Genomic DNA, 19,157 nt, shown 5'->3' with positions numbered 1-19,157 from the left:
GCCGGTGGGGGCCGGTCGCGCAGTTCCCCGCGCCCCTACGGGGCCCTGCCGTGAGCGCTCCTCACAAGCTCCGCCGCGCGTCTTTCAGGGGCGCCGGGCCGTAGCGCCCCTTCAGGGGCGCGGGGAACTGCGCGAGCAACCACGACGCTGCCGCACCCGACGGAGCACCGGGGTGCGGCAGCGGCTCTGCTACTGGTCGTTCCCCGGATCCAGCGGGTTGTTCGTGTCGCCCACTGTCGGTGTGTCCACCGGGGTCGACGGTGCGCTGGTCGTCGGCGACGGAGACTTCGTCGGGGTCGAGCTCGGAGTCTCGGACGGGGTCTCCGACGGGGTCGGGGACTTCGTCGGGGTCGAGCTCGGGGTCTCGGACGGGGTCTCGGACGGGGGCGAGCTGGGGGTAGGCGTCTTGGTCGGGTGGACGGCCGCGCCCAGCTCGGTGTTCAGGTCGAACTTGGCCTTCTTCGTGACGCCGAAGGTGTACGCCGCCCAGATCTGCGCCGGGTAACCGCCACCGTTGATGCGGCCCGTGCCGGGGATCAGGCCGGTGGCGCCGGTGAGGGTGACCTGGTTGTGGGTCTTGGCGTCCTCGCCGAACAGGCCGACCGAGGTCACCAGGTCGGGCGTGTACCCCGTGAACCAGGCCGACTTGTTGTTGTCGGAGGTACCCGTCTTGCCGGCCACCTGCTGGCCCTTGCGCAGCGGGTTCTGGGCCACCGACACCTTGGCCGTACCGTCGTCGACCACACCGGTCAGCACCGACGTCACCTGGTCGGCCGCCTCACGGCTGATCACCTGTTCGCCGATCGGGTCCGGCAGGTCGACCTTGCGGCCGGTCTTCTCCGCCGACGCGAGGATCGTCGGGGTGACCTTCTGGCCGTGGTTGTCGAAGGTGGCGTACACCGAGGCCATCTCCAGCGGGCTCGCGCCCATGCTGCCCAGGGTCATCGCGGGCACCGCCTGCAGATCCGTGGTGTCCAGGCCGAGGTCGTCGGCGGTCTTCAGCACGTTCTTCATGCCGACGTCCACGCCCATCTGCGCGAACACCGAGTTGACGGACTTGTTCATCGCCGTCTGCACGGTGATGTTGCCGTAGTCCGTGTCGTCCTCGTTCGGCGGCGAGAAGGCGATGTCGCTGCCCTTGACCGCGCGGCCGCTGGTGCCGTCGTAGATCGTGTTGGCGTTGATGTCCTTGCCGCTCTGCGTCTTGGCGTCCTGGTCCAGTGCGGCGGCGAGGATGATCGGCTTGAAGGTGGACGCCGGCTGGTAGTCGGCGCGGGTGGCGTTGCTCGTGTAGTGCTTGTAGTAGTCCACGCCGCCGTACAGGGCGAGGATCTTGCCGGTCTTGGGATCGACGGAGACGGCGCCCGCCTGGACGTTCTTGTCGACCTTGCGCTTCTTGCCGTCGAGCTTGCTGGTGAGCTGGCTCTTGACGGCCGCCTCCAGCTTCGCCTGCTTCTTCGGGTCGATGTTCAGGGTGATCGTCCAGCCCTGGTCGACGACCTGGGCCTCGGCCTCGGACCGGGTGAGGCCCTGCGTCTTCATCAGCTGGTTCTCCAGCTGGGTGTTGGCCAGTTCGACCAGATAGCCCTTCTGGCCCTCCAGGCCGGAGGCGGCCTTCGGTTCCTTGGGGATCGGGAACTTCATGGCGTCACGCTTGGTCTTGTCGAGCCACTTCTGGCCGACCATGTTGTCCAGGACGTAGTTCCAGCGTTCCTGCACCAGCTTCCTGCCGATGGGGCCCGCCACCGCCCAGTCGTACTGGCTCGGCGCCTGCAGCAGCGCGGCCAGGTAGGCGCCCTGCTCGACCGAGAGCTTGTCGGCGTCGACGCGGTAGTAGGCCTGGGCGGCGGCCTGGATGCCGTAGGCGCCGCGGCCGTAGTAGCTGGTGTTGATGTAACCGGCGAGGATGTCGTCCTTGGACTTCTCGCGGTCCACCTTCAGCGAGATGACCAGTTCCTTCAGCTTGCGGGTGACGGTCTGGTCCTGGTCGAGGTAGTAGTTCTTGACGTACTGCTGGGTGATCGTCGACCCGCCCTGGGTGCCGCGGCCCCTCGCGGTGTTGTAGAGGCCGCGGGCCATGCCCTTGAGGTCGATGCCGTTGTCGGTGTAGAAGGTCTTGTTCTCCGCCGCGACGAAGGTGTGCTGGACGTCCTTCGGGACCTTGGAGAGGTCCACGATCTCGCGGTTGACGGTGCCCTTGCGGGCCAGGACCGAGCCGTCGCTGTACTTGTAGATGTTGCTCTGTGTCTGGGCGAGCGCGTTGCCCCCGGGGACGCCCACCATCATGTACAGCGCGATGAAGCCGCCGATGCCCAGCAGGCAGACGGTGAAGAACGCGCCGAGCATCTTCTTCCAGGTGAACAGCCTGCGTATCCGGCCCTTGGCGGGCTTGCCCGCCGCACCCGGCTTGCCGGGGGGACCTGACTTGCCCGGCTTCCTGGCGGCGGCCCGGCGGCGTTCCGCGCGGGTGGCGCCCTCGGCGGCCGCCGGGGCGGCCGGTGACCGGACCGCCGTCCTGGTCCCGCCCTCCGCCGTCGTCGGCGTCTCGGGCTCGGCCTGCGGGGACGTGCGGTTCCGGGGCGCGGCGCGGCGGCCGCCACGCTGTCGCGCTCTTCTCTCGTCCGCTCGTCCCATGAGTCCGTCTGCTCCGCTTCGTCTCGGCTGTCACACGTGTGTACGGGTGTCACACAGGTACGTGGCTCAGGTCAGTCCAGAAAACTAACACCGCTCTCTATGACAGAGGACGCACGATCTGCCCTTTTTCGGACGTGAGAATCAGCACCCCTGCCCAACGGAACCGACGAGCGGAGCAGACGGAGGGTTGCCCGGCACTGTTGAGTGATATCACTCTGATAGGACGAAGACAGCCAGGACTGTGCGGCCCGGAGGGACCCATGTCCGCACCCGATGCCTCGCCGCGGCAGCGCAAGCAGGTGCCGCTGCGGCTGGACCCGGCGGTGTACGAGGCGGTGGCGCGGTGGGCCGGGGACGAACTCCGGTCGGCCAACGCGCAGATCGAGTTCCTGCTGCGGCGGGCGCTGGCCGAGGCGGGGCGCCTGCCGGAGGCCCCGGCGGCTCCCGGTCCTCCGCCGCGCCGCGGCCGGGCTTCCGGGGGCGCCGCCCGCAGGCCCTCCCCGGAGTGAAGGACCGGCCGTTCGCCCCACGGGGCCTCAGTGCGCCAGCTCCTCCTTGAACCCCTGCCGCCAGGAGGGGTGGCGCGGCTCCCAGCCCAGCTCCCGCCTGGCCTTGGCGTTGGAGAAGCCGCGGCCCTGGGTCATGATGACGACCGCCTGTTCGCCGGCCACGAGGCGGGCCAGCCACACCGGCACCCGCAGCGGCCGCTTCGCCCCGGCGCACTCGGCCAGGTACGGCAGCCATGCGGCGGCCGGCGCCGGTTCGTCGTCGACGATGTTGAACACGCCCCGCGCCTTCTGCTCGACGGCCAGCACGGTGGCGCTCGCCGCGTCGTCGAGGTGGATCCAGCTGCTGTACCCGGTGGCGCGGCCGACCAGGGGGTACTGGCGTTTGCGGACCAGCTCCACCTGGTCGTCGATGGCACCGGGGCCGTAGAAGGCGCCGTAGCGCAGGGCCGCGCCGCCGGCCCGCAGGACCGCGTCCTCCAGGTGGCGCAGGGCGAGCATCCCGCCGTGCGCGGGAGTCCCCTCCATCAGGTCCAGCGGGTCCTCCTCCGTCTTCACCCAGCCGCCCTCGCGGATGCCGTTCCAGCTGGCGTGACTCTGCGCGACGACGTGCCGCACGCCGGTCGCCTCGGCGGCGGCGAGCAGGTGGTCGGTGCCCTCGATGCGCAGCCGGTTGGTGAGGGCGAACCAGCGGTCGGGATGCCTGATGTCGGGCTTGCCGGCGTGCGCCACGGAGATCGCGGTCAGCTGATGGACGATCACGTCCGGGCGGGCCGCGGCCACCGCCCGGCCGACCGACAGCGCGTCCAGGCCGTCCATCACGACGCCGTCCGCGCCCAGTTCCGTCAGCAGCCCGAGCCGGGCCGCGTCGGTCGTGGTGGCCGTCACCTGATGCCCCCGCGCCACCAGCTGCGGCACCAGCCGCCGTCCCAGGACCCCGCTGCCCCCTGCCACGAACACCCGCACGGTCATCACCCTCCTGATCCGACCCGCTCCGGCCCGATGCGCGAAGCCGCTCTCGGACCGGAGACGAGACAGGCCCCGCCGCAGTGACACCGCGCTGTCGCAGAACCGTGACAATCGGCCCCCACCTGCGCGTCCGCACAGCGGGCCATGATCTACACACGACGCGTATACACGCGACGTATACACCGTGTGTAGAGTCCCCTGCATGTCCATCGGTCACACCCTCCTGGGGCTCCTGGAGTCCGGCCCGCGCCACGGTTACGACCTGAAGCGGGCCTTCGACGAGAAGTTCGGTCACGACCGGCCGCTGCACTACGGTCAGGTCTACTCGACGATGTCCCGGCTGCTGAAGAACGGGCTCGTGGAAGTCGACGGCATCGAGGCCGGCGGCGGCCCCGAGCGGAAGCGGTACGCCATCACCGACGCCGGGGTCACCGACGTCGAGCAGTGGCTGGCGACGCCCGAGAAGCCGACGGAGTACCTCCAGTCGACCCTGTACACCAAGGTCGTGCTCGCGCTGCTGACGCACCGCGACGCCGGCGACATCCTCGACAGCCAGCGCTCCGAGCACCTGCGCAGCATGCGCATCCTCACCGACCGCAAGCGCCACGGCGACCTCGCGGACCAGCTCGTCTGCGACCACGCCCTGTTCCACCTGGAGGCGGACCTGCGCTGGCTGGAGCTGACCGCGGCCCGGCTCGACAAGCTCCGTGCGGAGGTGGCCAAGTGAACGCTCCCGCCGGTTCGCTGCTCACGGCCGAGAAGCTCCGCAAGGCGTACGGCCCGACCGTCGCCCTCGACGGGGCCGAGTTCTCCATACACCCGGGCGAGGTCGTCGCCGTGATGGGGCCCTCCGGCTCCGGCAAGTCGACCCTGCTGCACTGCCTCGCCGGGATCGTGCCGCCCGACTCCGGGTCGATCATGTACGCCGGCCGGGAGATGGCCACCATGAACGACGCCGAACGCAGCGCGCTGCGACGCAGCGAGTTCGGGTTCGTCTTCCAGTTCGGGCAGCTGGTGCCCGAACTGACCTGCGTGGAGAACGTCGCGCTGCCGCTGCGGCTGAACGGCACCTCCCGCAAGGAGGCCGAACGGGCCGCGCTGGGCTGGATGGAGAAGCTGGAGGTCGACGACCTCGCGAAGAAGCGGCCCGGTGAGGTCTCCGGCGGTCAGGGGCAGCGGGTCGCGGTGGCACGCTCGCTGGTGACCGGTCCCCGGGTGCTGTTCGCGGACGAGCCGACCGGCGCGCTCGACTCGCTCAACGGCGAGCGGGTGATGGAGCTGCTGACGGACGCCGCCCGGTCCACCAACGCGGCCGTCGTCCTCGTCACGCACGAGGCACGGGTGGCCGCCTACTCCGACCGCGAGATCGTCGTACGGGACGGGAAGTCCCGGGACATGGAGCGGGCGGTATGAACGTCCGGCAGTGGTGCAGGGATCTGGCCATGGGGGTCCGGTTCGCCTTCGCGGGCGGCCGTGAGGGCTGGTTCCGGGCCGCGATGACGGCGGTCGGCGTGGGCCTGGGGGTGGCGCTGCTGCTGCTCACCACGGCCATCCCGAACGCGCTGGCCGTGCGCCACCAGCGCGACGTGGCACGGGCGGACTACACCTACGTCTTCGGCCACCCCCTGAAGCCCGGCGCGAAGACGTTCGTCATCGCCGACATCGACACCCCCTACCGCGGCGACGACATACGCGGCCGGCTGATCCAGCGGGAGGGCGCGAAGGCGCCGGTGCCGCCCGGTCTCACCCATTACCCGGCGCCCGGCGAGATGGCCGTCTCGCCCGCGCTGAAGCGGCTGCTCGACTCCCCCGACGGGGCGCTGCTGCGGGCCCGGCTGCCGTACCGGATCACCGCCACCATCGCGGAGAGCGGGCTGACCGGCTCGCAGGACCTCGCGTACTACGCGGGTTCCGCCGACCTCGCCGCCCACATCCACCCGCCGGACGTGGCCCGGATCGACCACTTCGGCAGCCCCCGGTCGCCGAACGCGGAGAGCGACCCGGTCCTCACGCTGCTCGTCCTCGTGGTCTTCGTGATCCTGCTGATGCCGGTCGCCGTGTTCGTCGCGGCCGCCGTCCGCTTCGGCGGCGAGCGCCGCGACCGACGGCTGGCCGCGCTGCGGCTGGTCGGCTCCGACGGCCGGATGGTACGGCGGATCGCGGCCGGCGAGGCGATGGCGGGCGCGCTGCTCGGGCTCGTCCTCGGCGCCGGCTTCTTCCTCGTCGGCCGCCAGCTCGCGGGGAACGTCGACGTGTTCGGCACCAGCGTGTTCCCGAGCTATCTCAACCCCTCCCCCGCCCTGGCCCTGCTGGTGGCGGTCACCGTCCCGGCGGCCGCCGTGCTGGTGACCCTGTTCACGCTGCGCGGGGTGGTCATCGAGCCGCTGGGCGTGGTGCGTACGGCGAAGCCCACCCGTCGCCGGCTGTGGTGGCGGCTGCTGCTCCCGGTGGCCGGTCTGGCGGCGCTCTACCCGATGATCGGGCAGGGCCGCGGCGACGGCGACTTCAACCAGTACCTGGTGACCGGCGGCGTCCTGCTCCTCCTGGTCGGCATCACGGCGCTGCTGCCGTGGGTCGTGGAGACGGTCGTCGGCCGGCTCGGCCGGGGCGCGGTGGCCTGGCAACTGGCCGTCCGGCGGCTGCAGCTGAGCAGCGGTACGGCGGCCCGCATGGTCAACGGCATCGCGGTGGCGGTGGCCGGTGCGATCGCGCTCCAGATGGTCTTCGCCGGTGTCGAGGCCGACTACACCAAGTCGACCACCAACGACCTGAACCGCGCGCAGATGTCGGTCCAGGTGCCGACCGGTGTCCCGGTCCCCGAGGTCGCCCAGGCCATGACCGGGACCAAGGGCGTACGGAAGGTGGTCTCGATCGCCGACGGCGAGGTCGGCGACCGGAAGAAGGACCCGAACCGGACGGGCCAGGTGAGTGTGGGCAGTTGCGCCTCGCTGCGGGAGATCGCGGCCCTGCCGTCCTGCCACGACGGCGACGCCTTCGTGGTGAAGGGGTCCGACAGCGACTCCGAGACGGCGAAGCTGCTGGCCGCCGGTGAGAAGCACGGCCGGACGCTGTACCTCGACCCCTCCTACTCCGGCGACGACGAAGGCTCCCCGAGCCGCTGGACGGTGCCGGCGGGGCTGAAGCAGGCACAGACCCGCGAGGACCCCACCGGCTACAAGCGCGGCGGTTTCCTGCTCACCCCGGGCGCACTGCCGGAGAGCGCCAGTACGGCGGTGCAGGGCGTGGTCTACCTGTCCGTCGACTCCGGGGTCCGCGACGCCCACGAGTACGTGATCAACACGGCGGTCCGGATCGACCCGCTGATGCACGCGGAGACGCTGACCTCGATCGAGCGGAACGGCCAGTTCGAGTCCATCCGCACCGGGCTGTTCGTCGGCGCGGCCGCCGTACTGGCGCTGATCGGCGCGAGCCTGCTGGTCGGCCAGCTGGAGCAGCTGCGCGAGCGCAAGAAGCTGCTGTCGGCGCTGGTCGCCTTCGGCACCCGGCGCCGCACACTGAGCCTGTCGGTGCTGTGGCAGACGGCGATCCCGGTCGGGCTCGGCCTGGTGCTGGCCGGCGTGGTGGGACTGACGCTGGGCACGGTGCTGCTGAAGATGGTCGGCTCCACGGTGCGCGTGGACTGGCCCGGCGTGCTGGCGATGACCGGCTTCGGCGCGGTGGTCGTCCTGGCGGTGACCCTGCTCAGCCTGCCGCCCCTGCTGCGGCTGATGCGCCCGGACGGCCTGCGCACCGAGTAGCCGGCGTCAGGAATCGGCGCCGAGGACCCGGACGGGCAGCGGCCGCAGCGCCTCGTGCAACGCGGCCGCCAGCTCCCGGTACTCGGCGCCGCGCGCTGCCCCGGCGCGTGTGCCTGGACTCCCACGAGCAGGTGCTGCGCAAGGCCGGGGTCGGCCGTGAGGTGCTCCAGGAGGCGTTCAAGATCGCCTCGGTGGTCCAGGCGGTCGGCTCCGCGCTGGAAGCGGAAGCCGTGCCGGCCGAGGTGGAGTAGGCACCGTCGCTCATCCCCTGGGGGCTGCGCCCCCAGACCCCCCTTCGGCCTGAACGGCCTCGTCCTCAAACGCCGGACAGGCTGAAGTGGGTGGCTGATCACCGTCGTCAGGCGCGGGGTGGGACGAAGGATGTGGCTGATCAGCGTCGGCAGGCGCGGGGTGGGACGGAGGATGTGGCTGATCAGCGTCGGCAGGCGCGGGGTGGGCTGACCGGGATGACCCGTCGGCGTCTTCGGGCTCGGTGGCCGCGTATCGCTCGCGCGAGTACTGGTGCAGGTAGCTGACCACCGTGTTCGTCACCGCCACCAGCGGTACGGCCACCACCGCGCCGCCCAGGCCCGCCACCAGGCTGCCGGCCGTGACCGTGAGGACCACGGCCAGGGGGTGGACGCGGACCGCCCGGCCCAGGATGAACGGCTGCAGGATGTGGCCCTCGATCTGCTGGACCGCGAGGACGACGGCCAGGGTCATGACCGCGGTGAAGACGCCCTGGGTGACCAGCGCCACGATCACCGCCAGCGCGCCGGAGGCGACGGCGCCCACGAGCGGGATGAACGAGAACAGGAAGATGAAGACGGCCAGCGGCACGGCCATCGGGACATCCAGGAAGTAGATGCCGATGCCGATGAAGATGGCGTCGATGAGGGCGACCAGGACCGTGCCCCGGACGTAGGCGGTGAGCGTGCGCCAGGCGCGCGGGCCGGCGCCGGCCACGCCCTCGCGGGCGGCCGCGGGAACCAGCTTGAGGAACCACTGCCAGATGCGGTCGCCGTCGTAGAGCAGGAAGAGCGTGGAGAAGAAGACCAGCAGCAGGCCGGTCAGGGCCTCCACGACGACCTGGACGCCCTCCAGGCCGAACGACGTGATCTGGTCGGTGTTGGCGCCGATCGCCTCGCGGAGGTTCTTGGCGATCTGGTTGATCTGCTTGTCGGTGACGTGGAAGGGGCTCTTCAGCAGCCAGTTGCGCAGATCGTCGATGCCGTTCTGGATCTGGTCGGAGAGCGTGTCGATGTTCTCCATGACCTGCCAGGTCACGAACCAGCCCATCAGGCCGATCACCACGAACCCGGAGATGGCGGTGAGCGCGGTGGCGGGGCCGCGCGGTACGCCGTAGCGGCGCAGCCGGGCGACGGTCGGCTGGAGCAGGGCCGTGATGAGCAGGGCGACGACGAAGGCGAACACGACCAGTTGCACGGAGCTGATGACCCGCATCAGGATCCAGACCGCGCCGGCCAGCACCAGCAGCCGCCAGCCGGCCTCGGCGGCGACCCGCACGCCCCAGGGGATGGCCGTCACCGGGTCGGGACGCGGCACCGGCTTCCGGACGGGCGCGGGGGCCGGTGGGTCCGGGGCCGGGGCGGGCGCCGGAACGGGCACGGCCGGAGCGGGCGGCTCCGGCTCGGCGTGCTCCCGCTCCACCTCGGCCCGGCGCTCGTCCAACCGCTCGCCCATCTCGGTGAGTCCAGCCCCGATACGGCCGAGCCACTCAGGCACGCGCGACATGATCCGCCCTCTCCCCACCACTCCCCCCTGGAGTCGTCCGCAACGACCGTACAGGGCAACAGCCCCTCCCCCTAGGACGGGGAGGGGCTGCGGAAGGTTGAGAGAGAGGCTGGCTGCAAGCTTTTAGGGGCGCTGGGGGGGAACTGCGCGAGCAACCCCCGGCGGAACGCCTAATACCAGTGGTTCGCCTGCCAGAACGACCAGGCCTCACACGGGCTGCCGTACCGGGAGTTCATGTAGTTGAGGCCCCACTTGATCTGCGTGGCCGGGTTGGTCTGCCAGTCGGCGCCGACGGAGGCCATCTTGGAGCCGGGCAGGGCCTGGAAGAGACCGTAGGCGCCGGAGGAGGCGTTGACCGCCCGGTAGTTCCAGCTGGACTCGTGGTCCACGATGTTGCTGAAGCACTGGAACTGGCCGCTGGCCACCATCTGCTGCGCCATCGCCTGGATCTGCGCCACGGTGTACGAGCTCTGGACCGGGAAGCTGGACACGGAGGAACGGCTGGCCGCTTCCTTCGCCTGAGCGCGCTCCTTGGCTTCCTTCGCCGCCTTCTCGGCCTCGGCCTTCTTGGCCTCGGCGGACTTGGCCGCGGCCACCCTGGCGGCCTGCTCGGCGTCCTTCTTGGCGGACGCGTCCGCCTGGATCGCCACGGCGTCGGCCTGCTGCGTCAGGGACGCGGTCTGCACCTGGGCTTGCTGACCCGCGGGCAGGTCGGCGAGGAGCGTGGTGTCGGCTGCCGTAGCCTCGGCGTCGCTGTTGGGCTGGGCGACGCTGCCCGAGGCAACACCTACGACGCTTCCGACGGCGGTGACCGCGGTGGCCGAGGCCACTGCGAATCCCCGGACCGAGATCCGGCTCACACGGTTTCCTTCCAGCATCGCCCGCTTCGGTGACCCTGGCGGACGCAATCTTGCCCCTGACACTGGTCTCCTCACTACTGGGTCACGGGAGACACGGGCCCGGTGGGCAGCTCCGGAAGGGAGCGCCACGTGGTGCTCGGGCGGCATACGACGTCGCTATGGAATTAGCAATGGTGCTTCTGTTGTTCCGTACCGCTGGGGGTACGGGTGTGTCGTATGCGGGGCCTGACAGGAGTGAGACTCTGCCGTAACCCGACGCCGGGTGGCAATTCAGAGTTGCGTGTGAAAGCTCACATCCGGTTTCTCCCAGGGGATTTCAGGAAACCGTCACGCGCGAAGGCGCCGCCCGGCTAGGCTCGGGGCCTTTGCCGGACGGCGCCAACGGGTGGGTCATCAGCCCAAGTTGGACACAGGGATCAGATGGTTCAGATGTGTCCGTCCTCCAGCATTTCGGTCACAAGGGCGGCGATCTGGGACCTCTCGGACCGGGTGAGGGTGACATGCGCGAACAGCGGATGCCCCTTCAGCTTCTCCACGACGGCGACCACACCGTCGTATCGCCCGACTCGCAGATTGTCCCTTTGCGCCACATCGTGGGTCAGAACGACCCGTGAATTCGCGCCGATCCGGGACAGAACGGTCAGCAGCACGTTCCGTTCCAGCGACTGGGCCTCGTCCACGATCACGAACGCGTCGTGCAGGGAGCGGCCGCGGATGTGGGTGAGCGGCAGCACCTCCAGCATCCCGCGGGCCGTGACCTCCTCGATGACCTCGCGGCTGGTGACCGCCGAGAGGGTGTCGAAGACCGCCTGCGCCCAGGGGCTCATCTTCTCCGCCTCGGAGCCCGGCAGATAGCCCAGCTCCTGCCCGCCGACCGCGTACAGCGGGCGGAAGACCATCACCTTCTGGTGCTGGCGGCGCTCCAGGACCGCCTCCAGGCCCGCGCACAGCGCCAGCGCGCTCTTGCCGGTGCCGGCCCGGCCGCCCATCGACACGATCCCGACGTCCGGGTCGAGCAGCAGATCGAGCGCGATGCGCTGCTCGGCGCTGCGGCCCTTGATGCCGAACGCCTCCCGGTCGCCGCGCACCAGGCGGATGTTGCCCTCGGCCGTCACCCGGCCGAGCGCCTTGCCGCGCTCGGACTGGATGGTCAGACCGGTGTGCACGGGGAGGTCGGAGGCCTCCGGGACGTAGACGTGCCCTTCCTCGAAGAGGATGTCCACCTGTTCGCCGGGCAGGGTCAGTTCGGACATTCCGGTCCAGCCGGAGGCGTCCGTGATGGCGAGTTCGGCGCGGTACTCCTCGGCGAGGAGACCGACCGACGACGCCTTGATCCTGAGGGGCAGGTCCTTCGAGACGACGGTGACGTCGTACCCCTCGGCCTGCAGGTTGCGGGCCACCGCGAGGATGCGGGAGTCGTTGTCCCCCAGGCGGTAGCCGCTCGGCAGCACGCTGGGGTCCGAGTGATTGAGCTCGACACGGATGGTGCCGCCGAGGTCCCCGATCGGGATGGGGGCATCGAGGCGGCCGTGCCGGACCCGGTAGTCGTCGAGCAGGCGCAGCGCCTGCCGGGCGAAGTAACCGAGTTCGGGATGGTGCCGCTTGGCCTCCAGTTCCGTGACCACGACGATCGGGAGCACTACCTCGTGCTCCTCGAAGCGGGCCATGGCGTTCGGGTCGGCCAGCAGGACGCTGGTGTCGAGAACATAGGTGCGCCGGTCGGACTTGCGGCGCGTTGTGCTGGTCACCACGGAAGGACGTACCCCCTCGGATGAGGTCGGGGAGCGACGAAGGCGAGCTGGACCGGTTGACGGCCGCCCTGCACGGGCCGAAAACCGGCCCCCCGCTGCTTCTTCCGTGCCGTGACCGCACGGTCGGGCTGGTGCAAAGGGCCTCCCGGGCGGACGGCCCCGAGCCGCCCGCTGAGAACCGATGCCCGTGGTTCGGGCATCGACCTGCTTGGCTTATGCCCTCGAACATGCGCCGCCATGCCACGGTCCGCAACGACACGCAGGTGAACTCCGCGTTACACGCGCCCCAATATGGGTGATTTACGCCTCATGGGTGGGGTGAGGTCATCCACCGTGACGACCGGGTTATCCAGCGTGGCAGTGGTGGCGGGGGTCGTATGCCGCGTTGACGTCCGCCGTCACGAAGACGTCACCCGCCGTAGCGGCGGTGCCGGGCCGCGTAGTCGCGCATGGCACGCAGGAAGTCGACCTTGCGGAACGCGGGCCAGAAGACCTCGCAGAAGTAGTACTCGGAGTGGGCGGTCTGCCAGAGCATGAATCCGGACAGCCGCTGCTCGCCGCTGGTGCGGATCACCAGGTCCGGGTCGGGCTGGGCACCGGTGTAAAGGTGCCGGCCGATCATGTCGACGTCGACGGAGTCGGCGAGGTCCTCCATCGCGACACCCTTGTCGTGGGCGTCCAGGATCATCGAGCGGACGGCGTCGGCGATCTCCTGACGGCCGCCGTAGCCGATGGCGACGTTCACCAGTATCCCGTCGACGTGCGCGGTGGCCTCCTCGGCCTCCTTCAGCGCGGTCTGCATCGGGGCGGGCAGCAGGTCGGGGGTGCCGACGTGGTGGACACGCCAGCGGCCGTCGGCGGCGAGGGTGCGGACGACGTCCTCGATGATGCCGAGGAGGGGGACCAGCTCCTCCTTGGCCCGGTCGAAGTTGTCGGTCGACAGCAGCCAGAGGGTGACGACCTCGACGTCGGTCTCGGAGCACCAGCCGAGGAACTCCTCGATCTTCTCCGCGCCGGCGCGGTGACCGTGCACCGTGCTGGATCCCGCGGCCTTCGCCCAGCGCCGGTTGCCGTCCATGATGACGCCGATGTGCTTGGGCACCTGAGCGTGGTCCAGGTGGCCTTCCACCCGGCGTGCGTAGAGCCTGACGAGCAGGCCGCGCAGCTTGTCGCGCAGGTTCACTTGAAGTCCGCCCCTCGTGGATCGGATGCGGGGGTCCGCGTTGAGTCCGCGGGGTCCGCATGCTTGGGGATGCGGGAGTCCGCGGGCCGAAGCCTACCCCGCTGGGAGTTGGGGGGAGTTCGGCGGGGAGGGCGCCCCACGGGGGCGGGGGCTCGGGCGGTCGGGCGACCGCGGGCCAGTTGTGGCTGGTCGCGGAGTTCGCCGCGCCCCTTCGGGACCCTGCCTCGGGGGCGCTTGAAAACAGGGTGAGAACTGCGGACAAAAAACGGGCCGGTCCGTGGGGGGGAGACGGACCGGCCCGAGGGGGGGCTTCCACCATAACCCTTCGTAAGTGATGCTGCGCGCATCAGCGCGCATCAACTACTCTCCGGAGTCGTCCGGCGACGCCCCGGTGGGCCTGAAACGCTGGATTCGAGAGTCCCGCATGGCCGATTCACATCGGAATCCCAGGAAAAGTAGCCACTTACGGGGAGATCAAGAGGGTTTGAGCCGTCTTGGGGATGCCTCGGCGAGTTGTTCGCCCGTCCCTCCGACGGGCTACCCCGGGTGCGAACGGCGACTTGACGGGAGCGCGCGGGGCGATACGGCACCGCGCAGCCCCCTCCACTGCGCGGTACCGCCCGCGCAGCTTTGCTCACGCGAATTGCCTTGGTCTGAACTTACGTGAGCCGATCGGGTGATACGAAGCGAAAGTGGTAACGATGCGGGAACGCTGTGAAAATCAGAGATGAACGAAAGGGCTCCTCGTTCACTTATGCGCAGCTCAGCGAACTAGTGAACGAGTTGACCGTATTGACCGATCGCGTCCCGGCATGACCCACCTTGATCATTTGACTTGCCGCACGGACGGGCAGTCGTCCGGCAGCTCGGACGGCGGTTCTTGGCCATTCTTCGCCGCCTGGCATTGCAAGGCCGGTGCATCAGGGCCGGGCCACCGGTCTACGGGCGTCGAACAAGTGCCGGGAGCTGTGCGCGACGAAGGGCCCCTCCGACTCGATCCGCCGGTGCAGGGCGCGGAGTTGGGGCTCGTACGCCTCGACCGTGAAGCCCGGGACCATCCACACGACCTTCCGCAGGAAGTGCACGACGGCCGCGATGTCGTGGAACTCCATCCGCAGCCGCTCCGCCCGCAGACCGACCACCTCCAGCCCGGCCGCCTCCGCCGCGGCGCGCTCGCGGTCGGGACGGCGGCCGCCACGGACGGCCTCCGGCTGCGGGCCGAGGAAGAACTCGACGAGTTCGAAGACGCTGGCGGGCCCGACGTGCTGCGCGAAGTACGCGCCGCCCGGCCGCAGCACGCGCGCGATCTCGGCCCAGTGAGCGCGCACCGGGTGCCTGCTGAGGACCAGGTCGAAGGTCTCGTCGGCGAACGGCAGCGGGGCGTCCTCGGGCGAGGCGACGACCACCACGCCGCGCGCGCCGAGCAGCGCGCTCGCCTTAGGGACGTTCGGCGGCCAGCCCTCGGTGGCGGCGAGCAGCCCGGGCCGGTCCGGGGCCGCCGTACCGAGGGCGAAGTCGAACACCTCGCCGCCGCCGGTCTGGATGTCGAGCGCCGCCGTGGCACGGGCCAGTCGCCCGCCGGCCGCACGGGCGTACCCCCAGGACGGACGGGCCTCGGTGGCCCGCCCCTCGAACCAGGAGAAGTCCCACCCCTCGGTCGGCACGGCGGCGCCCTCGGCGACGAGGTCCTCGAAAGTGCGGTGCGTCCGCTGCTCTGCCATGGCCCGCAGCATCGCAGCGGATTGTCGGTGCCCGCTGCTATTTTCACCGGCCATGACGACCGACGACACGTACACGGCCGACGAGAAGGACATCCTGCACGCGAGCCTGGACCGGCACCGGGACGCGGTCCTGTGGAAAGTGCGGGGCCTGGACGACGAACAACTGCGGCGCCCGATGACGCCGTCGGGCACGAACCTGCTGGGGCTGGTGAAACATCTGGCGTCGGTGGAGTACGGCTGGTTCGTCTCGTCCTTCGGCGGGGAGACCGAGCCCCTGTGGTTCGACCCCTACACCGACGACGACCTGTCCGTCGGCCCCGGTGAGACCACCCAGCAGATCGTCGACTTCTACGGCCGTGCGCGCGCCGCGGCCGACGCGGTGATCACCGGGCGCCCGCTGGACGCACTGGGCCGGCCGGAGTGGCGGGACCACTCGGTCTCGCTCCGCTGGGTCCTCGTCCACATGATCGAGGAGACGGCACGGCACGCCGGGCACATGGACATCGTGCGGGAACTGATCGACGGGGCGACGGGCGACCATCCGGCCGCCACGGAAACGGCGTGACGGAGTCGTAGGACGCACCACGCCGCGAGGGCATCACGGTGCCCCCGTGGCATGGCCGCGCAGGACCAGCAGCACGAACCCCTCGTCCACGGGCTGCTCCGGGTCCTCGTACGGCACGAAGCCGCTCTTCTCCAGCAGCCGTACAGAGGCGGTGTTCTCGACGGACGTGTCGGCGAACAGGGGCCGTACGGTCTCCTCCCGGAGGAAGAGGGCGAGGGCACGGCTGCCGACGCCTCTCCCCCAGTACGCCCGTCCGAGCCAGTACCCGGTGAACCGGCGCTCGCCGTCCCACCAGGCCACGATGTTCCCCGCGACCTCCCCGTCCGCGACGACGGTCCGCACCAGGCCGCTCGGATTCCCGAGCACCCGCTCTCTCCAGTGCCGGAGGAAGGCCTCCCGCGGCCGCGGCGTGAACCCCGACCGCCGGACGGCCTCCGGGTCGTGCTCGTAGGCCAGGAAGAACTCGAGGTCGTCGTCCCGGACGGGCCGCAGCCGAACGTCGCTGGTCGTCATGACGGCGAGCATGGCACCCGCCACTGACAACGGCGGGCGGCCTTCTCTCGGACCGCCTCTACGGCACCAGCGGCCGGACCTCCTCCGCGGTGAACCGCACGAAGCCCTCGGGATCGTGCTCGTCCGCCGTCGGCTGGAGGATCACGGTGTCGGCGCCGGCCTCCACGAGCCGCTGCACGGCCTTGGCGACGGCGCCCGCGTCACCGGCGACACCGAGGTCGGGGACGGACTCCAGCCCCTCCGCGACGAGTTCGGCACGGAGCCGGGCGGGGGCGTCGGGCCCGGTGGCGGTGAGCAGGTACACGACGACCTTGTGCGGCTCGTCCGCGCCGCGTCCCGCGGCCAGCCGCCCCTCCTCGATGAGCCGCAGGGCCCGGCGGACGCGGTCGGGTGAGGTCGCGGCGGTGAGAACGGTCCCGTCGGCGGCGGCACCGGACAGGCGGAGGGTACGGGGGCCTTCGGCGCCGGCGAGGACCTCCACCGGGTCGGCCGGCGGCCAGTCGAGGGCGACGTCGTCGAGCCGGACGTACCGCCCGCCGACGGTCAGCCGCTCCCCGCGCAGCAGCGCACGCAGGGCGTCGAGATGCTCGCGCAACAGGGTCAGCGGGGACTCGGCGCGGGCACCGACCTGGCCCATCCAGTCCTGCACGCCGTGCCCGACGCCGACGATCGCGCGCCCCGGGAACATCCGGTGCAGCGTGGCGACCTCCATCGCGGTGACGGCGACGTTCCGCAACGGCACGGGCAACAGCCCGACCCCGACCCGCACCCGCTCCGACCAGGCGAGAGCGGCCGCGGCCGCGGAGATCCCACCCTCCCGGAAACAGTCCTCCCACAACCACAACTCCTCAAGCCCCACCCCCTCAGCAACACGAACCACGTCCCGCAGCCGCTCGGGGGGAAGCTGGGGACGGAAGACTGCGCCGAGTGTTGTCATGGGGGAGGTATTACCCGGGGCGGGCGACCGTCACAACCGAAATTGCGCGCCGTCGCCGCTTGCAACCACCCTGATCAGTCGAGGTTACGGAGAAGTGGCCTCGGCCCGAGCGACGGATGCGGTGAGGTCCTTGCGAAGGGCCAGCCGGAAGGGCCTGGCCCCGCCCGGTTCGGAGACCACCGCGCCCGGGCCGGGAGGGCCTGCGCACCAGAGGCGGGTGAGCCGCATGCTCACGTGGCGTTTGAAGGGGGTGGACGTCAGGACGTCCTGCCCGATACGGAGGATCGCGGGGACCCTCGCCTCACGTCCCTTGGTGGGGTCGTACTCCCTGGGCCGCCACCCGTGCGTGCCGGGAACGACGACCTCACACTTCACCAGCCTCCAGGGGTGCACGCTCAGCCTGCGATGCATGCGCAGGGCCGTGACCGCACCCCAGATGTTCAGGGGCAGCAGGACCGGCGTGACGAAGACGCCTCTGACCAGGATCGGTATGAACTGTTCTGCGTCGGTGGCCGCGGCCAGCGCGATCGCCAGGAAGAAGCCGGGCCATACGACGAGGAGAAGCACCGCCTGCCGGATCAGCCGGCGGTGGATCGCGCGGCGGGTGGGCGGATGCTTTACGGCGGGCTGCGAGGCCCAGGGAAGCGCCGGGGAGGGGGCGCTCACCGACGCTCACTCCCTGCGGCAGTCGCGAAGGGATCCTCGAAAGTGACGGTGTGCGCGATCTGGCGGAGGATCGCGCGGTATTGCTTGCGCCGACGTACGGCAGTGGTGCTCAGGGTGAGGAGAGCGAGAGCGGTGCCGTGGGGGTGCGGGAGGTAGCCGTGGAGTTGCAGCAGGGGTTGCTGGGGAAGACCCGACTCGGCTGCCGCCGTACGAAGCGTCTCGCTGAACGCGGCCGGGCCGCAGGGTACTTCCGTGAAGTCGATGTCGGTGTGGCCTGCCGCCGTCACCAGAACTCGGGCAGCGGTGACTGCTCGTGGGGCCCAGGCGGTGTCCACCCAGGAGATGGTGAAAAGGGAGAGCAGCGCGCTTCCGTCCAACTCCTCCGTGTCCTCGGTGTCGTCCCGATGGAGGCCGACCGCGCAGTGAGCTGTCCCGCTCGTGTACACGCTGTGCAGCATGCGTTGGACGGCGGTCAGGGTCATGACGAATTCCTGCCTGGACAACTCGTCAGGGGCCGCGTCGAGGATCGGAGCCAGCGCCTCGCGGAGTCGCTCCGCCTCGGGAGAGCCTGTCGGCGTGACGAGGGCGGCGAGGGGAACAGCGGTGAATCCAGCGGGTACGGCGAACCAGACGCCGTCGCCCGGTTCTCCGGCACTGGGGTGGACGATGACGTTCGAAACGGGTGTGGTGGTCATGATGGGGCGCTTCTCATCCCTGCGCGGGGAACTGTGACGGCTCCGGGAGGTACCGGGCACCAGCACGGCCGGCATGCTCGACGGCCACCGGGTCGGCACCCCAGCCCTCCGGGGCACACCTGCGGTCGAAGACCGGCCGCTGGTAGAGGAGATGCAACCGCTTCGGTACCTGGCCGCCCCGGCCGGGCGCGGCGACCACCCCGAGGAAGCGCGGGTCGCCCGCGAACCAAAGCGGTTCGATCTGCGCCCTGCGCTCGGGCTTCGTACGGGGGCCGTCCAGTCGGCGCAGCCACCAGTGCGAGCGGTGGTGCTTGAGAAACACCAGCGGGATCTTCTCTTCCGGTGCGGACGGATTGCGGAACTCGAACCAGATTCCGTCGTCGCGGGCACCCGGGTACCTGCCGAGTCCACTCGGCACCTTTTCGAGGATCTGCCAGGGATACGCGCGCAGGACGCGTCGGATGCCCAGGGCCGCGGGGAAGTAGGTGAGCTGGACGAAGATCCGGTAGAAGCCGTAGAGGAAGTACGGCATGAAGATCCAGACCACCCAGTTCGGTGTGTACGTGGAGATGCCGATGAGCGCCACCCATCCGGCAGGCCATCCGATGAGCCCGGCCACGTTCATGGCCATGTGCCGTCTCCAC

Annotated in this window: 17 protein-coding genes and 1 pseudogene; 6 read left to right on the top strand and 12 right to left on the bottom strand. The window is 70.4% G+C overall.

Going from position 1 to position 19,157, the window contains the following annotated elements:
• Positions 1 to 189: 189 nt before the first annotated feature.
• Entirely contained in the window at positions 190 to 2,634 is a 2,445-nt protein-coding gene (locus ACFY0P_RS03525; RefSeq protein WP_388906826.1) for a transglycosylase domain-containing protein, read from the bottom strand.
• A gap of 260 nt (positions 2,635 to 2,894) precedes the next feature.
• Between ACFY0P_RS03525 and ACFY0P_RS03520 the strand changes: the two genes are divergently transcribed.
• Positions 2,895 to 3,143: a hypothetical protein gene (locus ACFY0P_RS03520; RefSeq protein ID WP_388906824.1), complete on the top strand. Its 249-nt coding sequence runs from the start codon at positions 2,895 to 2,897 to the stop codon at positions 3,141 to 3,143.
• 27 nt (positions 3,144 to 3,170) lie between these two features.
• Here the strand turns inward: ACFY0P_RS03520 and ACFY0P_RS03515 are convergent, their stop codons facing one another.
• Positions 3,171 to 4,112 (bottom strand): NAD-dependent epimerase/dehydratase family protein, encoded by a 942-nt coding sequence (locus ACFY0P_RS03515; protein ID WP_388906821.1) that lies wholly within the window; start codon positions 4,110 to 4,112, stop codon positions 3,171 to 3,173.
• A 199-nt stretch (positions 4,113 to 4,311) separates the two neighbouring features.
• On the opposite strand from ACFY0P_RS03515, the gene ACFY0P_RS03510 reads away from it, so the two are divergent.
• The 4 genes and pseudogenes from ACFY0P_RS03510 to ACFY0P_RS03495 all read left to right on the top strand — a co-directional run.
• Positions 4,312 to 4,836 (top strand): PadR family transcriptional regulator, encoded by a 525-nt coding sequence (locus tag ACFY0P_RS03510; RefSeq protein ID WP_388906819.1) that lies wholly within the window; start codon positions 4,312 to 4,314, stop codon positions 4,834 to 4,836.
• Positions 4,833 to 5,522 (top strand): ABC transporter ATP-binding protein, encoded by a 690-nt coding sequence (locus ACFY0P_RS03505; protein ID WP_388906817.1) that lies wholly within the window; start codon positions 4,833 to 4,835, stop codon positions 5,520 to 5,522. The genes ACFY0P_RS03510 and ACFY0P_RS03505 overlap by 4 nt, the downstream gene beginning before the upstream one ends.
• Complete coding sequence (locus tag ACFY0P_RS03500) at positions 5,519 to 7,867, top strand: ABC transporter permease (protein WP_388906815.1); 2,349 nt, start codon at positions 5,519 to 5,521, stop codon at positions 7,865 to 7,867. Before ACFY0P_RS03505 ends, ACFY0P_RS03500 begins: the two co-directional genes overlap by 4 nt.
• Positions 7,868 to 7,974: 107 nt before the next feature.
• A pseudogene (locus tag ACFY0P_RS03495) lies at positions 7,975 to 8,118 on the top strand (alkyl hydroperoxide reductase); the annotation flags it as partial.
• Between the two features lie 10 nt (positions 8,119 to 8,128).
• Here the strand turns inward: ACFY0P_RS03495 and ACFY0P_RS03490 are convergent.
• From ACFY0P_RS03490 to ACFY0P_RS03470, 5 genes are all read right to left on the bottom strand, one after another.
• Positions 8,129 to 9,622 carry an AI-2E family transporter gene (locus ACFY0P_RS03490; RefSeq protein WP_388906812.1) on the bottom strand — a complete coding sequence of 498 codons (1,494 nt, stop codon included), beginning with the start codon at positions 9,620 to 9,622 and terminating at the stop codon, positions 8,129 to 8,131.
• 170 nt (positions 9,623 to 9,792) lie between these two features.
• Positions 9,793 to 10,482, bottom strand: coding sequence for a transglycosylase SLT domain-containing protein (locus tag ACFY0P_RS03485; RefSeq protein ID WP_388906809.1), 690 nt, complete (start codon positions 10,480 to 10,482; stop codon positions 9,793 to 9,795).
• A 425-nt stretch (positions 10,483 to 10,907) separates the two neighbouring features.
• Positions 10,908 to 12,233: a PhoH family protein gene (locus ACFY0P_RS03480; RefSeq protein ID WP_388906806.1), complete on the bottom strand. Its 1,326-nt coding sequence runs from the start codon at positions 12,231 to 12,233 to the stop codon at positions 10,908 to 10,910.
• A 409-nt stretch (positions 12,234 to 12,642) separates the two neighbouring features.
• On the bottom strand, positions 12,643 to 13,416 hold the full coding sequence (locus ACFY0P_RS03475; RefSeq protein WP_352354477.1) for an isoprenyl transferase: 774 nt from the start codon (positions 13,414 to 13,416) through the stop codon (positions 12,643 to 12,645).
• Positions 13,417 to 14,336: 920 nt separating this feature from the next.
• Entirely contained in the window at positions 14,337 to 15,137 is an 801-nt protein-coding gene (locus tag ACFY0P_RS03470; RefSeq protein WP_388906803.1) for a class I SAM-dependent methyltransferase, read from the bottom strand.
• A 52-nt stretch (positions 15,138 to 15,189) separates the two neighbouring features.
• On the opposite strand from ACFY0P_RS03470, the gene ACFY0P_RS03465 reads away from it, so the two are divergent.
• The gene (locus ACFY0P_RS03465; RefSeq protein WP_388906800.1) at positions 15,190 to 15,702 is read left to right on the top strand and encodes a DinB family protein; all 513 of its coding nucleotides are present in this window, start codon (positions 15,190 to 15,192) and stop codon (positions 15,700 to 15,702) included.
• A gap of 33 nt (positions 15,703 to 15,735) precedes the next feature.
• Here ACFY0P_RS03465 and ACFY0P_RS03460 read toward each other — a convergent pair whose 3' ends face one another.
• The 5 genes from ACFY0P_RS03460 to ACFY0P_RS03440 all read right to left on the bottom strand — a co-directional run bounded on the left by ACFY0P_RS03460 (position 15,736) and on the right by ACFY0P_RS03440 (position 19,144).
• Positions 15,736 to 16,215, bottom strand: coding sequence for a GNAT family N-acetyltransferase (locus ACFY0P_RS03460; RefSeq protein ID WP_388906798.1), 480 nt, complete (start codon positions 16,213 to 16,215; stop codon positions 15,736 to 15,738).
• 58 nt (positions 16,216 to 16,273) lie between these two features.
• Positions 16,274 to 17,152, bottom strand: coding sequence for an LLM class flavin-dependent oxidoreductase (locus ACFY0P_RS03455; protein WP_388906796.1), 879 nt, complete (start codon positions 17,150 to 17,152; stop codon positions 16,274 to 16,276).
• A gap of 84 nt (positions 17,153 to 17,236) precedes the next feature.
• Positions 17,237 to 17,818: a hypothetical protein gene (locus tag ACFY0P_RS03450; protein ID WP_388906793.1), complete on the bottom strand. Its 582-nt coding sequence runs from the start codon at positions 17,816 to 17,818 to the stop codon at positions 17,237 to 17,239.
• Positions 17,815 to 18,513 carry a hypothetical protein gene (locus tag ACFY0P_RS03445; RefSeq protein WP_388906791.1) on the bottom strand — a complete coding sequence of 233 codons (699 nt, stop codon included), beginning with the start codon at positions 18,511 to 18,513 and terminating at the stop codon, positions 17,815 to 17,817. The genes ACFY0P_RS03450 and ACFY0P_RS03445 overlap by 4 nt, the downstream gene beginning before the upstream one ends.
• Positions 18,514 to 18,526: 13 nt before the next feature.
• Positions 18,527 to 19,144 carry a hypothetical protein gene (locus ACFY0P_RS03440; RefSeq protein WP_388906789.1) on the bottom strand — a complete coding sequence of 206 codons (618 nt, stop codon included), beginning with the start codon at positions 19,142 to 19,144 and terminating at the stop codon, positions 18,527 to 18,529.
• Positions 19,145 to 19,157 lie beyond the last annotated feature (13 nt).

The organism is Streptomyces sp. NPDC001714, assembly GCF_042892755.1.
Lineage (GTDB): Bacteria > Actinomycetota > Actinomycetes > Streptomycetales > Streptomycetaceae > Streptomyces.
This window is presented reverse-complemented; position numbering and strand designations above follow the sequence as displayed.

Bases quoted from the DNA above. Each gene is read 5' to 3' on its own strand.
- ACFY0P_RS03445 (WP_388906791.1), bottom strand. From the start codon at position 18,513: ATGACCACCACACCCGTTTCGAACGTCATCGTCCACCCCAGTGCCGGA.
- ACFY0P_RS03525 (WP_388906826.1), bottom strand. From the start codon at position 2,634: ATGGGACGAGCGGACGAGAGAAGAGCGCGACAGCGTGGCGGCCGCCGC.
- ACFY0P_RS03460 (WP_388906798.1), bottom strand. From the start codon at position 16,215: ATGACGACCAGCGACGTTCGGCTGCGGCCCGTCCGGGACGACGACCTC.
- ACFY0P_RS03500 (WP_388906815.1), top strand. From the start codon at position 5,519: ATGAACGTCCGGCAGTGGTGCAGGGATCTGGCCATGGGGGTCCGGTTC.
- ACFY0P_RS03440 (WP_388906789.1), bottom strand. From the start codon at position 19,144: ATGGCCATGAACGTGGCCGGGCTCATCGGATGGCCTGCCGGATGGGTG.
- ACFY0P_RS03490 (WP_388906812.1), bottom strand. From the start codon at position 9,622: ATGTCGCGCGTGCCTGAGTGGCTCGGCCGTATCGGGGCTGGACTCACC.
- ACFY0P_RS03455 (WP_388906796.1), bottom strand. From the start codon at position 17,152: ATGACAACACTCGGCGCAGTCTTCCGTCCCCAGCTTCCCCCCGAGCGG.
- ACFY0P_RS03515 (WP_388906821.1), bottom strand. From the start codon at position 4,112: ATGACCGTGCGGGTGTTCGTGGCAGGGGGCAGCGGGGTCCTGGGACGG.
- ACFY0P_RS03520 (WP_388906824.1), top strand. From the start codon at position 2,895: ATGTCCGCACCCGATGCCTCGCCGCGGCAGCGCAAGCAGGTGCCGCTG.
- ACFY0P_RS03510 (WP_388906819.1), top strand. From the start codon at position 4,312: ATGTCCATCGGTCACACCCTCCTGGGGCTCCTGGAGTCCGGCCCGCGC.
- ACFY0P_RS03470 (WP_388906803.1), bottom strand. From the start codon at position 15,137: ATGGCAGAGCAGCGGACGCACCGCACTTTCGAGGACCTCGTCGCCGAG.
- ACFY0P_RS03465 (WP_388906800.1), top strand. From the start codon at position 15,190: ATGACGACCGACGACACGTACACGGCCGACGAGAAGGACATCCTGCAC.